Annotated in this window: 10 protein-coding genes; 3 read left to right on the top strand and 7 right to left on the bottom strand. The window is 58.2% G+C overall.

Annotated elements, in window-relative coordinates:
* Positions 1 to 28: 28 nt before the first annotated feature.
* Entirely contained in the window at positions 29 to 769 is a 741-nt protein-coding gene (locus WFO70_RS18495; RefSeq protein WP_337018215.1) for a MipA/OmpV family protein, read from the bottom strand.
* Between the two features lie 119 nt (positions 770 to 888).
* Between WFO70_RS18495 and WFO70_RS18490 the strand changes: the two genes are divergently transcribed.
* Positions 889 to 1,878 (top strand): LysR family transcriptional regulator, encoded by a 990-nt coding sequence (locus WFO70_RS18490; RefSeq protein ID WP_337018214.1) that lies wholly within the window; start codon positions 889 to 891, stop codon positions 1,876 to 1,878.
* Here the strand turns inward: WFO70_RS18490 and aldB are convergent.
* Positions 1,848 to 3,386 (bottom strand): aldehyde dehydrogenase AldB, encoded by a 1,539-nt coding sequence (gene aldB, locus WFO70_RS18485; RefSeq protein WP_337018213.1) that lies wholly within the window; start codon positions 3,384 to 3,386, stop codon positions 1,848 to 1,850. The genes WFO70_RS18490 and aldB overlap by 31 nt on opposite strands.
* A gap of 166 nt (positions 3,387 to 3,552) precedes the next feature.
* Here aldB and WFO70_RS18480 point away from each other — a divergent pair, with 166 nt between their 5' ends.
* Complete coding sequence (locus WFO70_RS18480; RefSeq protein ID WP_337018211.1) at positions 3,553 to 4,440, top strand: ROK family protein; 888 nt, start codon at positions 3,553 to 3,555, stop codon at positions 4,438 to 4,440.
* Here WFO70_RS18480 and selB read toward each other — a convergent pair.
* The 5 genes from selB to WFO70_RS18455 form a co-directional block, all read right to left on the bottom strand.
* Positions 4,437 to 6,293 (bottom strand): selenocysteine-specific translation elongation factor, encoded by a 1,857-nt coding sequence (gene selB / locus WFO70_RS18475; RefSeq protein ID WP_337018209.1) that lies wholly within the window; start codon positions 6,291 to 6,293, stop codon positions 4,437 to 4,439. The two genes, WFO70_RS18480 and selB, sit on opposite strands and share 4 nt — an antisense overlap.
* Positions 6,290 to 7,675 carry an L-seryl-tRNA(Sec) selenium transferase gene (selA, locus tag WFO70_RS18470; RefSeq protein ID WP_337018208.1) on the bottom strand — a complete coding sequence of 462 codons (1,386 nt, stop codon included), beginning with the start codon at positions 7,673 to 7,675 and terminating at the stop codon, positions 6,290 to 6,292. The genes selB and selA overlap by 4 nt, the downstream gene beginning before the upstream one ends.
* 102 nt (positions 7,676 to 7,777) lie before the next feature.
* Entirely contained in the window at positions 7,778 to 8,386 is a 609-nt protein-coding gene (locus tag WFO70_RS18465) for a glutathione S-transferase (RefSeq protein ID WP_337018207.1), read from the bottom strand.
* 93 nt (positions 8,387 to 8,479) lie between these two features.
* Entirely contained in the window at positions 8,480 to 9,616 is a 1,137-nt protein-coding gene (locus WFO70_RS18460; protein WP_337018206.1) for an HlyD family secretion protein, read from the bottom strand.
* 2 nt (positions 9,617 to 9,618) lie between these two features.
* Entirely contained in the window at positions 9,619 to 9,975 is a 357-nt protein-coding gene (locus tag WFO70_RS18455) for a DUF3302 domain-containing protein (RefSeq protein WP_337018204.1), read from the bottom strand.
* Between the two features lie 660 nt (positions 9,976 to 10,635).
* On the opposite strand from WFO70_RS18455, the gene WFO70_RS18450 reads away from it, so the two are divergent.
* Positions 10,636 to 12,543 (top strand): PTS mannitol transporter subunit IICBA, encoded by a 1,908-nt coding sequence (locus tag WFO70_RS18450; protein ID WP_337018202.1) that lies wholly within the window; start codon positions 10,636 to 10,638, stop codon positions 12,541 to 12,543.
* The last annotated feature ends 84 nt before the right edge of the window (positions 12,544 to 12,627 follow it).

Genomic DNA, 12,627 nt, shown 5'->3' with positions numbered 1-12,627 from the left:
TCGTCCCTGAGGGCAGCGCTCTGGAAACCTAGAACTTCCAGGAGAGGCCGGTCATCAGCGCGAAGCTGTCGTCCCGGTCGATCATCGGGCTGTTTTTCACCTCGTCAGGCAGCACGGTGTAGACCGCGCTGGCGTTGAGATACAGGTTCTGCGTCAGTTGATATTTCGCCGCCACGCCCACGTACGGGGTGACGCTTTCGTCAGCGCTATACTGCTGCAAACCGCTGCGGCGGGACTCTTTCTCCGAGACGCCGTAGTAGTAATCGTTGAAGCTGTCGTCGTAGTAGAACACCCCCACTGACGGGGTAAGGGTCAGGCGTTCCATGCGGATCGGATGGAAGTACGACATCTCGCCCACGACCCCGCCGCTCTCATCCATCGCGTCGGCTGCCAGGGCAAACTTCAGGCTCCCCCAGCTTTCGTGGCGATAATATGCTCCGCCCAGCATCGCGGAGGCTTTACGCTCATCCAGCTGCTTCATGGCGTGGTCGTCATTATCATCCGGGTCGAAATGCAGCGGCATCCAGGAGGCGGTGAGGCTGAGTTCGTTTTTGCCATCTTTCCACAGGATCCAGCCACCGGTGGTCTGACGCACGTAGAAGTGCTCGCCTTCGTAGCTTATTAACGGGACCGCGGAGACGTTTTCGTTATAGCCTTTATAGGGTGATTCATTAAAAACTGCGCCAGCGCCAACTGAAAAGTCATCGGCCATTGCGGAAGTCGCCGTAAATAACGCGGCCGCGATAAGTAAATTCTTTTTAAACTTCATTGTTTGCAATCCATTAAATGTCATACGACCCGGCGCATAATAATGGTTACAAAAATCGCGATGCAATGCGGTTATTTGTATAATATTATATATAAATTCATATAGATGGGCGTCGGGCAATGAACAAGCTGCAAATCAAACCACGAGAATTAAAAATTATTTCTGTTATTGCCGCGACCCACAGCATTGGCGATGCGGCTGCATTGCTGGGGATGGCCCAGGCTAACGTCAGTAAATATCTCGCTGATTTCGAAACCCGCGTCGGGCTGAAGGTTTTTGAGCGCACGACGCGCCATCTGGCGCTGACCCAGTTTGGCGAATCGCTGCTGCCGTTCATCGAGTCATCGCTGGAAAAAAACGAACAACTCATTAATTTTATTGCTGATTACAAGCACGAAAAACGCGGCAGGGTCACTATTTATGGCCCGACCGGGATCGTCACTTATCTTGCCCGTCACGTAGTGCATGAGATCGACAATATTGGCGATATTCGTATTAGCCTGAAAACCTACAACCTGGATAAAAATGAGTTTTTCGAAGGGGTCACGTTTCCCGATGACTGCGATATTTTAATTACCTACGCCCAACCGAAAGATGAAAATCTGGTGGCCAGCACCTTAACGAAATATTCAGTGACCGCTTTCGCTACCCCGGAATATATTAAACAGCACCCTATTAGTCATCCTGATGAGCTTATTAACCACTCCTGTATACTTATCGACTCAATGATAATCGACGATGCTAACATCTGGCGTTTTCGCGTGAATAATAGCGAGCAGGTGCTCGATTATAAAGTCACGGGTAACTATATTTGCGACAACACCCAGACGGCGCTGGAGCTGGCCCGCAATCATCTGGGGATCGTCTTTGCGCCAAAAGAGAGTCTGCTCCGGGAGATAGAGCAGGGCTCAATGGTGCCCTGCTTCACCCATCAGGAGGAGTGGTGGCTGGATCTGGTGGCGATCTTCCGCAAACGTGACTATCAGCCGTGGCGGGTGCAGTTTGTACTGGATGGGGTGCTGAATACCCTGCGCAAACAGATTGGGCAGGCCGCGCTGGGGCGGCCTGCCCTGGACAATCAGAACAGGCCCAACGGTTTATCGGAGTAGCTGACCAGCAGGCATTTCGTCTGCTGGTAATGTTCCAGCATCATTTTGTGAGTTTCACGGCCAATGCCCGACTGCTTGTAGCCGCCAAACGCAGCATGGGCCGGATAGGCGTGATAGCAGTTGGTCCACACGCGTCCGGCCTGGATCCCGCGCCCCATCTGATAGGCCAGATTGCCGTTGCGGCTCCAGACTCCCGCCCCCAGGCCATACTGCGAATCGTTAGCCAGCTCCAGCGCCTCCTCCATGGTTTTGAAGGTGGTCACCGCCAGCACCGGGCCAAAGATCTCCTCCTGGAAGACGCGCATGTTGTTCTTGCCGGACAGAATGGTCGGCTCGAGGTAGTACCCCTCTTTCAGCTCGCCGTCCAGCTGCTTGCGCCGTCCGCCGGTTAAGAGCTCCGCCCCCTCTTTTTTGCCGATATCGATATAGTTGAGGATGGTCTCCAGCTGCCCGTGCGATACCTGGGCCCCCATCTGGGTAACGCTGTCCAGCGGGTTGCCGCTGCGGATGGACTCCACGCGACGGATGGCGCGCTCCATAAAGCGCTCGTAGATCGACTCCTGCACCAGCGCCCGGCTTGGGCAGGTGCAGACTTCGCCCTGGTTGAAGGCAAAGAGGGCAAACCCTTCCAGGGCCTTATCGAAGAAGGCATCCTCTTCGTCCATCACGTCGGCAAAGAAGATATTCGGGGATTTGCCGCCCAGCTCCAGCGTCACCGGAATGATGTTCTGGGTGGCGTACTGCATGATCTGCTGGCCCACTTCGGTGGAGCCGGTAAAAGCGACCTTGGCGATGCGTCTGGAGGTCGCCAGATATTCACCGATTTCGCCCCCGGCACCGTTGACCACGTTGACCACCCCCGGCGGGAGCAGGTCGCCCACCACTTCCATCAGCAGCAGGATCGACAGCGGCGTTAAGCGCGCCGGTTTTAGTATCACGCAGTTCCCGGCCGCCAGCGCGGGCGCCATTTTCCAGGCGGCCATCAGCAGCGGGAAGTTCCACGGGATGATCTGCCCGACCACGCCCAGCGGCTCATGGAAGTGATAGGCGACGGTGTCTTTATCCACCTCGCTGATGCCGCCCTCCTGGGCGCGAATACAGGAGGCGAAATAGCGGAAGTGGTCAATCGCCAGCGGCACGTCGGCGGCCAGGGTTTCGCGGATCGGTTTGCCGTTGTCCCAGGTCTCTGCCGTGGCCAGCAGCTCCAGGTTCTGCTCCATGCGATCGGCAATTTTAAACAGGATAGCGGCGCGATCCTGCACCGAGGTATGCGCCCATTTGTCTTTGATCTTGTGGGCGGCATCCAGTGCCAGATCGATATCGCGCTTCCCGGAGCTGGCGATCTCGCACAGCGGCTGGCCGGTGACCGGGGTCAGGTTCTGGTAGTAATCGCCGTCGGCCGGGGGAACCCAGTCGCCGCCGATAAAGTTGTCATAACGGGCTTTCAGTTTGAGGGGGAAACCATATTCGCCGGGCAGGATACGTGCTGAGGGAGGGTTATTCGTCATGACTGTCTCCTTGCGTGAAGTGTCCTTCAAAGGTAGACCGCGGCGGTGAAAATATCGCCAGTCGTCGCCTGCTTTGCGAGCCCCTTCACGCATTACCTTACTTTACGTTTGGTTTCCCGCCCTGAGCCATACTTAAAGCGCACAACTCTGGCAGAGGGAAGGATAAATGCGGCTTTTTATCGGCTTCGACGTGGGCGGAACCCACATTAAACACGGCGTGATTGACGAGGACGGCAACGAACTCACCACCGATCAATTTGATACGCCGGAGGATGAAGAGAGCTTTAAGCAGCAGTGGCGCGAGGTGGTCGAAGCGTACCAGCAAGAACACGAGATCACGGCGATTGGCGTCAGCATCCCCGGCCACATCAATACCCATACCGGCGACGCCGCAAAGGCAGGCGCGCTGGAGTACCTGGATAACGTCAACCTGTACGAGCTGTTCGCGGAGCTGACCGACCTGCCGCTGGTGGCCGACAACGACGCCAGCTGCGCTGCGCTGGGCGAGCGCTGGCGCGGCGCAGGGCGTGACTATGAGAATTTTGTCTGCATGACGCTCGGCACCGGGATTGGTGGCGGGATTGTGCTCGGGGGCGATCTCTATCGCGGCTCGCACTACCGCGCCGGGGAGTTCGGGGTTATCCCGGTCGGCAAACACGGCGAAGGGATGCATGAGGTGGCCTCTGCCAAAGGACTGATGGAGACCTGCCGCCGGGCATTAGGGGTGTCCGGAGAGGAGATGCCGAAAGGCGAAGAGCTGTTCGAGCGGATGGAGAACGATCTGCACCTGCGCGAAGCGGTGGAAGAGTGGGCCCTGTTTCTGGCCCGCGGGGTCTACAGCGTCATCTCGATGTTCGACCCGCAGGTAGTACTGATTGGCGGCGGCATCAGCGAGCAGGAGAAAATCTATACCCTGCTCGACAGGCACCTGCGAACCTTTGAAGAGTGGGAGTCGCTGCAGGTGCCTATCCTGCCCTGTCAGCTGGGGAACCAGGCGGGCAGGCTGGGAGCCGTATGGCTGGCGAAACAGAAGTTCGCCAGCAAAAAGGATTAACGCGGTTGCCCCTCGTCGGCAAAGAGCAGCGCATCCCGCAGGAGGTGATCGTTACCGCGGCGGCGGGTAAAGCCAACGCGGTTGAAGTACTCAAGGATCTGGATCGCCAGCTTACGCCCGACGTTCAGCCGGTCACGGAAATCCGCCGCGCAGGTGGAGCCGCGCTCGTGGTCCAGGGCGCGGATCAGGTTGGCAAAGGTGACGATCCGGTGGTGACGGTAGTAGCGATCTTTGACGATCGCGGTGATCAGCCCCTGCTGCGCCGCATGCTTCAGCACCTGACGCATGGTCTGCTCGTCGGTGGCGGTTTCACGGGCCAGGTCGCGCACCCACCAGGGTTCATCGCCAAACAGCGCGTCCGCTTTTTCCCAGATGGCCTGCTGCGCCGGGGTAAAGCCCGCCTTGTGATCCGGCAGATGCAGCCAGCCGTGGTAGCTTTGCAGCGCCCCGCTCTCGCGCATCCGCTCGATCAGCAGCAGGACCTGAGCCTCATCCTCCATCGGCAGCGCCATGCGCCGCAGGCGCTCGCGCCCCGGACCGGGTTCATCCTGATGCTGTTGATGATAGGTCGCCAGCACCTCCAGAATCTTACGCTGCCAGCGCGCCGCGACCTCGGTGTTTAACAGGCTGGAACCGGCCTGAATAAACCCCGGCTGTTGGGTGAGCTGACGCAGCCCTTCCCGGCTGAGCTGACGTGCCCAGCCAAACGCCTCCAGATTCACCGCGCCGCGCTCAAGATGGGCCAGCAGGGCGGCGTGGTCATCCGCCGCCGGGGCCAGCGTTGCCAGCCAGTGCAGATACTCCGGCTTACGCTTTCCGCGACGCGGCGGGTTGAGGGTGACGACCCGCGCCCCGGCGAGGGTGACGCGGGCAGAGATATCGCGCAGCACCAGCCGATCGTTGTCGGCCAGCCACAGCGGAGCATCGAAGACCAGCTCCGCCAGGTTGCCCTCCAGCAGCGAGACGCGGCCCGTGACGTGGCTGGCGGCATGGTGAATATGCAGCGGCTGCCACTGGGCCAGCGGCACGTCGCCTTGCAGGGTGACAATCACACGCGTCGTCGGATCCGGCGGCGCATCGGCCAGCAGCCAGTCTCCGCGGTTCAGCGCCGCTTTCTCGGTGTCGCCCACCAGGTTCAGGGCAATGCGCTGGCCGGCGTGAGCCTGTTCAACCGGCTGGTTTTGCGCGTGCAGGCCACGAATGCGTACCGGTTTATTGACCCCGGTCAGCCACAGGCTGTCGCCCACCCGCACTTCACCCGACAACGCCGTGCCGGTAACCACCAGACCGGCCCCTTTTACGGTGAAGGCCCGATCGATAGCCAGACGGAAGCGATGGTGCTCCGCATGGGCGCGGGCCGGGAGCTGTTGCAGATGGGCGCGCAGGGCATCAATGCCCCGCCCCTCGGTGGCAACGGTGACAAACAGCGCCGCATCGGCAAAGCCAAAGTCGCGCAGGGTAGCGAGCACCTCGTCGCGCACCACCTCCACCCGGGCCTCGTCGACGCGGTCGGCTTTGGTCAGGGCCACCGTCAGCTGCGGGTTGCCGGTCAGCTGGAGGATCTGCAGATGCTCGCGCGTCTGCGCCATCACCCCGTCATCGCAGGCCACCACCAGCAGGGCGTGGTCGATCCCGCCGACACCGGCCAGCATGTTGGACAAAAACTTTTCGTGCCCCGGCACGTCGATAAATCCCAGCACCCGGCCATCCGGCTGGGGCCAGTAGGCATAACCCAGATCGATGGTCATGCCGCGCTTTTTCTCTTCCGGCAGGCGGTCGGCGTTGACGCCGGTGATCGCCTGCAGCAGGGTGGTTTTGCCGTGGTCAACATGACCGGCGGTGGCAATAATCATTTCAACAACATCTCCAGAAACTGTGCTTCATCTTCCAGACAGCGTAAATCCAGCCACAGACGTCCGTCCTTTATCCGGCCAAGCACCGGCACAGGCAGGGATCGCCAGCGTAACGCCAGCGCCTCCAGCGGTGCGCCACGTCCATCGTGCGGAGTAAAGGTCAGGGCCGCGCCCGGCAGGCGATCCACCGGCAGCGATCCGCTCCCCGGCTGTGACAGGCAATCTTCCACGCGAACCTCAAAGTCAGGGTAGTGCGGCGCGATTTCGGCCTGCAACCGCTCCCCCTGACGATGGATCGCGGCGGCGTCGCGGCTCAACAGGCGCAACGTCGGTAAGCGTTCGGCCAGCGTCTCCGGATGGAGATACAGACGTAAGGTGGCCTCCAGCGCGGCGAGGGTCATTTTATCCGCGCGCAGGGCGCGTTTCAGCGGGTGCTGTTGCAATCTGGCAATCAGGTCACGCTTGCCGACGATAATTCCGGCCTGCGGACCACCTAATAATTTGTCGCCCGAGAAGCTCACCAGGCTGACGCCAGCGGCGATGAGCGCCTGCGGCATCGGCTCTTTCGGCAGGCCATAGCGGCTGAGATCCACCAGCGAGCCGCTGCCCAGATCGACCACCACCGGCACGCCCTTCTCCTGCCCGATGCGCACCAGATCCGCCTCATCAACGGCATGGGTGAAGCCTTCAATGTGGTAATTGCTGGTATGCACTTTCATCAGCAGGGCGGTGTTGTCATTGATGGCCGCCGCGTAATCCCGGTCGTGGGTGCGGTTGGTGGTGCCCACTTCCCGCAGCAGGCATCCGGCCTGGGTCATCACATCCGGAATGCGAAACGCCCCGCCAATCTCCACCAGCTCGCCCCGGGAGACCACCACCTCTTTCCCGCTGGCGGTGGCGGCCAGCATCAGCAGCACCGCCGCGGCGTTGTTATTCACAATGCAGGCATCTTCCGCGCCGGTGAGCTGGCACAGCAGCGCCGCCAGCGGGCGGTCCCGGTGCCCACGTCCGGCACCATCAAGATCGTACTCCAGCGTCACCGGCGTCTGCATCGCCTGGGTGACTGCGGCTACCGCCTCCCGGGCCAGCAGCGCGCGCCCCAGATTGGTGTGCAGCACCGTGCCCGTCAGGTTGATGACCGGGCGCAGGCCCGGGGCGTCCTCCTTCGCCAGCCGTTTTTCGGTCTCCTGCGCCCAGTCGTCACACCAGGCCGGCAGGCAGTTGTCGGTGCGGATCCCGGCGCGGGCCTCGTCCTGCAACAGGCGTAAGGTCTCCACCGTTCGGCTGTGACCAAAGCGGGCAATAACGGAGGTAAGACGGGCGTCGCGAAGCAGACGATCGGTCGCGGGAAGTTGGCTATAGAGAGCGTGCTGAGTAGTCATGAAAGCGCCTGACGGTTGGGTATCTTCCCCCCTCCCGACGGGAGAGGGAGTCAATGTCAGGCCGATTGTACCGCGTCCGGCAAGGAAGTGTTATCGACGACATCAAGCCTTTGGCGGTTCGGTGCGGGCAAAGCTCTCACGCTGGAACAGGGTTTCCGCCAGCTTGACCAGCAGCGGACGATCGACGCACCAGCCCGGCGAGACGCGACGGAAATTGAGGTAGCCGATGGCGCAGGCAATGGCGATAGTCGCCAGGTTAACGCTGTCGGTGGCAATTTTCCCTTCCCGAATCAGCTGTTCACAGTGATCCAGACTGCGGGTGATTTTCTCCCGCTGACGCAGCAGCTCGTTTTCCGACTGCTGTGCCGCCGGACGCGCCTGCTCGCGCACCGAGGCCAGGGCCGCATCCATGATCCCGTCCGCCAGCGCCTCGATTTGTCGGATCGCCAGCGCGGCCTTAGGCTCGCGGGGGATCATCGCCGGGGCGATATCCAGCAGCTCGATATAGCTGGCAACGATCGGCGAGTCGAACCAGTACTCCCCGTCATCGGTGACCAGCGCCGGGACTTTCCCCAGCGGATTGTACTGCGCGACCCCGGTGTCGGCCTGATAGGGTTGTTCATTCACAAATTCAAAGGTGATGCCTTTCTCCAGCAGGAGAATGGAGATTTTACGCACGAAGGGACTGGTATAACTGCCGATGAGTTTCATTGCCTGCTCCTTTTCCGCCAACAAAAGGATAAGTATGGCTCAGGCAAGGAAAAAAGGCAGGCCTTGCGTATCGCAAGCCTGCCCGGGAGGGGATTAATGATCGAGATAGAGATAGTGCATCCAGCTGGTCATACGCAGCAGGACTTTACGCATCACCGAAACGTGCGCGAAGTGGTCGGAATAGACCGCGACCTGGGCGTAGATACCGTCAGGCAGCGCGTCCACTTCGGCGTTCGGCTCCAGCTCGATGGTACCCAGCACGCCATCGGAACCCGGCACCATTGTCAGGGACTGCAACGCCCCCTGCGCCTGGTAGGAGCCGCCCGGCACTACCGGCAGAATGCTGGTCAGCTTACCCGGGAAGACCTGGCCTGGCAGCGCGCTGAACACCACTTCCGCTTCGTCGCCAGGCTTCAGACGCAGGAGTGAGTTCTGGCGGAACTGGGCTACGATCATCCGTTTCTGCTCAGGGATAAACACCATCACCGGACGCAGCGGCAGCGAGGCGGCGTAGGTCCCCGGGCGAATCAGCACCTGAGTGACATAGCCGTTGCTTGGCGCACGGACGATGGTCTGATCCAGGTTGTAGGTGGCTTCGGCCAACTGGGCACGCAGGGAGGCGATCTGCGACTGCTCACCGTTGACCATACTGTCTAACTGGCTCTGAATCTGCGTCTGTTCAGCAACGGAGCCCTTCACCATGGCATCCTGTGCCAGATAGTTCTGGCGCGCGTTGTCGATATCGCTCTCAGAGAACGGATTGACTTTCGCCTGACTGCCTTTCAGGTAACGCTGATAATCTTTAAACAGTCGGTCACGCTCAGCGGAGACGCGCGTGGTATTGGCTACGGCTTCTGAAAGCTGCGCCTTCAGATTGTCAATATTGTGGGTGGCGGTAACCAGGTCAGCCTTTAATCTGTCGACACGGGCCTTATACCTGCCTGGATCGATTTTAAATAACACCTCGCCCTTTTTAATAAGCTGGTTATTTTTATCCGTCACTTCACTGACCACCCCTGTTACCTGTGGGGTAATAGGAATAGAGATGACCGCTTTTTGCGCCGTGAACGTATAAGGGTGGTTATAGTTCATTAATAGAATGAGCCCGGCCACAAGAAATACGCCGCCCAGCGTCGCGGTTGCCAGCGTCCATTGGTTTACCGGAATACGAAATATTTTAAAGATGGCCCAGGCAAAGGCGACATAGGTCAATACGATCAACAGATCCATGATTATTGCTCCGACGTGTTCTTATCAGCCACGGGGGGCACCGCGGCCAGTTTTTGTTCCAGCTCGGCGACGCGCTTTGCCAGCGCATCAACGTCGGGGTCGCGTTCTGGCGGCTGAATGTGGTTCTGCATTCCCCAGCCACGCTCCGGCTGGTAGAGGGTGGCCCAGATCCACAGAAACGGCCAGATGGCATGCAGCGTAAACAGGCTTATCCATCCCGCCGTATGGATCGCATCGGCATGAGGATGATTGCGCTTTTTGGCCATGTTATAGGGAATATCATGAATAGCGATGATTCCATAAAAAAGAACCACGAAGACAAAGATCAACACACCCAGCGCAAAATAGTTGAGAAACATATTTGCCTCACTAAATAGATCATAAACTCATTAAAATAATTAAATGGTAAGCAGCCATATTAATTCACTGATAAGTACAAGGGGGTTGCACTCATTATTTAAGAGCCGGGGAGTATGATTTTTTCTTATATCTCCATGCAAGTTTATAAGCGTGACAAAATATATCCTGAATAATAATAGACTTAAGTTTACAGTATGAGCTTAATCTACCCTGGCACTTTTCGCCATACCACATTCCCATTTCGATTTTTTAGCTATACGTGTTGCTCACTTACATCCTGGCGTCGAACCGTTAAACAGATGTTGCCGTCGATCACATCCAGAGAATTCCGCATAAAAATATTTTGTGGTTTTGATCACACTCCAGAAACAAACTCACGACAATGAAATGTGATTTATTTCACATTTTAGGGGTCAAACTGCTGCATTTACGGTCATTGTATTTTTTTTACACTTCATTTTTGTGACACATATCACTTCATTCATTGCCAGACCCCCTGCCTTTGCGTGACTCAGATCACACTATTTTTGCCTGTCTGGACAGTTAAAGTATTAAGTGCCAAATTTCACGACATCAGAACAGGGCTGGGCAACCTCTGCCACCGCATTTACAACAAACCTCGGGCCGAAGGCCTGCGTAAACAGAAGAAGGGGTGTTTTATGTCATCCGATTTCAAGATCAAAGTACAAAGCTTTGGTCGATTCCTTAGCAACATGGTGATGCCAAATATCGGCGCGTTTATCGCGTGGGGTATCATCACTGCGTTATTTATTCCGACAGGGTGGTTGCCTAACGAAACGCTGGCGAAACTTGTTGGCCCGATGATTACCTATCTGCTGCCGCTGCTCATCGGTTATACCGGTGGTCGTCTGGTGGGCGGAGACCGCGGTGGCGTGGTCGGTGCGATCACCACCATGGGTGTGATCGTCGGTGCGGATATGCCGATGTTCCTCGGCGCGATGATTGCTGGCCCACTGGGCGGCTGGGCAATCAAGAAGTTCGACGTCTGGGTTGATGGCAAAATCAAATCCGGCTTCGAAATGCTTGTGAACAACTTCTCTGCCGGCATCATCGGCATGATCCTGGCGATTCTGGCGTTCCTCGGCATTGGCCCGGCAGTTGAAGTGCTCTCCAAAATTCTGGCGGCGGGCGTTAACTTCATGGTTGCCCACGACATGCTGCCGCTGGCGTCCATCTTTGTTGAACCGGCGAAAATCCTGTTCCTCAACAACGCCATCAACCACGGTATCTTCTCGCCGCTGGGTATTCAGCAGTCTCACGACCTCGGCAAATCTATCTTCTTCCTGATTGAAGCTAACCCGGGTCCGGGTATGGGCGTCCTGCTGGCGTACATCTTCTTCGGTCGCGGGAGCGCGAAACAGTCTGCTGGCGGTGCGGCGATCATCCACTTCCTCGGTGGTATCCACGAAATTTACTTCCCGTACGTGCTGATGAACCCACGTCTGATCCTCGCCGTTATCCTCGGCGGTATGACTGGCGTGTTCACCCTGAGCGTGCTGGGCGGCGGCCTGGTGTCTCCGGCCTCTCCAGGTTCTATCCTGGCGGTACTGGCGATGACCCCGAAAGGTGCCTACTTCGCCAACCTGGCCGCTATCTTCGCCGCTATGGCCGTCTCCTTCGTGGTTTCTGCCATCCTGCTGAAAACCAGCAAAGTGAAAGAAGAAGACGATATCGAAGCGGCAACCCGTCGTATGCAGGACATGAAAGCGCAGTCTAAAGGGGCGACCCCGCTGGCGGCTGGCGATGTCTCTAACGACCTGAGCCACGTGCGTAAAATTATCGTTGCCTGCGACGCCGGTATGGGTTCCAGCGCCATGGGTGCGGGCGTCCTGCGTAAGAAAGTGGCAGATGCCGGCCTGACGCAGATCTCAGTTACCAACAGCGCCATTAACAGCCTGCCGCCGGATGTTGACCTGGTCATCACCCACCGCGACCTGACCGAGCGTGCGATGCGCCAGGTTCCGCAGGCGCAGCACATTTCGCTGACCAACTTCCTCGACAGCGGCCTGTACACTAACCTGACCGAACGTCTGGTGGCGGCACAGCGTCACGAAGACAACGAAGTGAAAGTGCGTACCAGCCTGCAGGACAGCTTTGACGAGAGCAATGCCCACCTGTTTAAACTGGGTGCGGAGAACATCTTCCTCGGTCGCACAGCGGCGACCAAAGAAGAGGCGATTCGCTTTGCCGGTGAGCAGCTGGTGAAAGGCGGCTACGTGCAGCCGGAATATGTTGAAGCGATGCTGGAACGTGAAAAGCTGACGCCAACCTACCTGGGCGAATCCATCGCGGTGCCGCACGGTACGGTTGAAGCGAAAGATCGCGTCCTGAAAACCGGCGTGGTGTTCTGTCAGTACCCGGCAGGCGTGCGCTTCGGTGAAGAAGAGGACGACATTGCCCGTCTGGTGATCGGTATCGCCGCTCGCAACAACGAGCACATCCAGGTGATTACCAGCCTGACCAACGCCCTGGACGATGAGACCGTTATCGAACGTCTGGCTAACACCACCAGCGTCGAAGAAGTTCTCGCGCTGTTGAACAAATAACTGTACTCCTCCCTCTCCCCTCTGGGGAGAGGGCTGGGGTGAGGGGAAAAAGTTCCTCACCCCAGCCCTCTCGGGTCACAACAT

The organism is Leclercia sp. AS011 (assembly GCF_037152535.1).
GTDB lineage: Bacteria > Pseudomonadota > Gammaproteobacteria > Enterobacterales > Enterobacteriaceae > Enterobacter.
This window is presented reverse-complemented; position numbering and strand designations above follow the sequence as displayed.

What these genes read in the sequence shown, in the direction of transcription:
- WFO70_RS18455 (WP_337018204.1), bottom strand. Translation starts at nt 9,975, where the DNA reads ATGTTTCTCAACTATTTTGCGCTGGGTGTGTTGATCTTTGTCTTCGTG.
- WFO70_RS18480 (WP_337018211.1), top strand. Translation starts at nt 3,553, where the DNA reads ATGCGGCTTTTTATCGGCTTCGACGTGGGCGGAACCCACATTAAACAC.
- WFO70_RS18490 (WP_337018214.1), top strand. Translation starts at nt 889, where the DNA reads ATGAACAAGCTGCAAATCAAACCACGAGAATTAAAAATTATTTCTGTT.
- WFO70_RS18465 (WP_337018207.1), bottom strand. Translation starts at nt 8,386, where the DNA reads ATGAAACTCATCGGCAGTTATACCAGTCCCTTCGTGCGTAAAATCTCC.
- WFO70_RS18450 (WP_337018202.1), top strand. Translation starts at nt 10,636, where the DNA reads ATGTCATCCGATTTCAAGATCAAAGTACAAAGCTTTGGTCGATTCCTT.
- selA (WP_337018208.1), bottom strand. Translation starts at nt 7,675, where the DNA reads ATGACTACTCAGCACGCTCTCTATAGCCAACTTCCCGCGACCGATCGT.
- aldB (WP_337018213.1), bottom strand. Translation starts at nt 3,386, where the DNA reads ATGACGAATAACCCTCCCTCAGCACGTATCCTGCCCGGCGAATATGGT.
- selB (WP_337018209.1), bottom strand. Translation starts at nt 6,293, where the DNA reads ATGATTATTGCCACCGCCGGTCATGTTGACCACGGCAAAACCACCCTG.
- WFO70_RS18460 (WP_337018206.1), bottom strand. Translation starts at nt 9,616, where the DNA reads ATGGATCTGTTGATCGTATTGACCTATGTCGCCTTTGCCTGGGCCATC.
- WFO70_RS18495 (WP_337018215.1), bottom strand. Translation starts at nt 769, where the DNA reads ATGAAGTTTAAAAAGAATTTACTTATCGCGGCCGCGTTATTTACGGCG.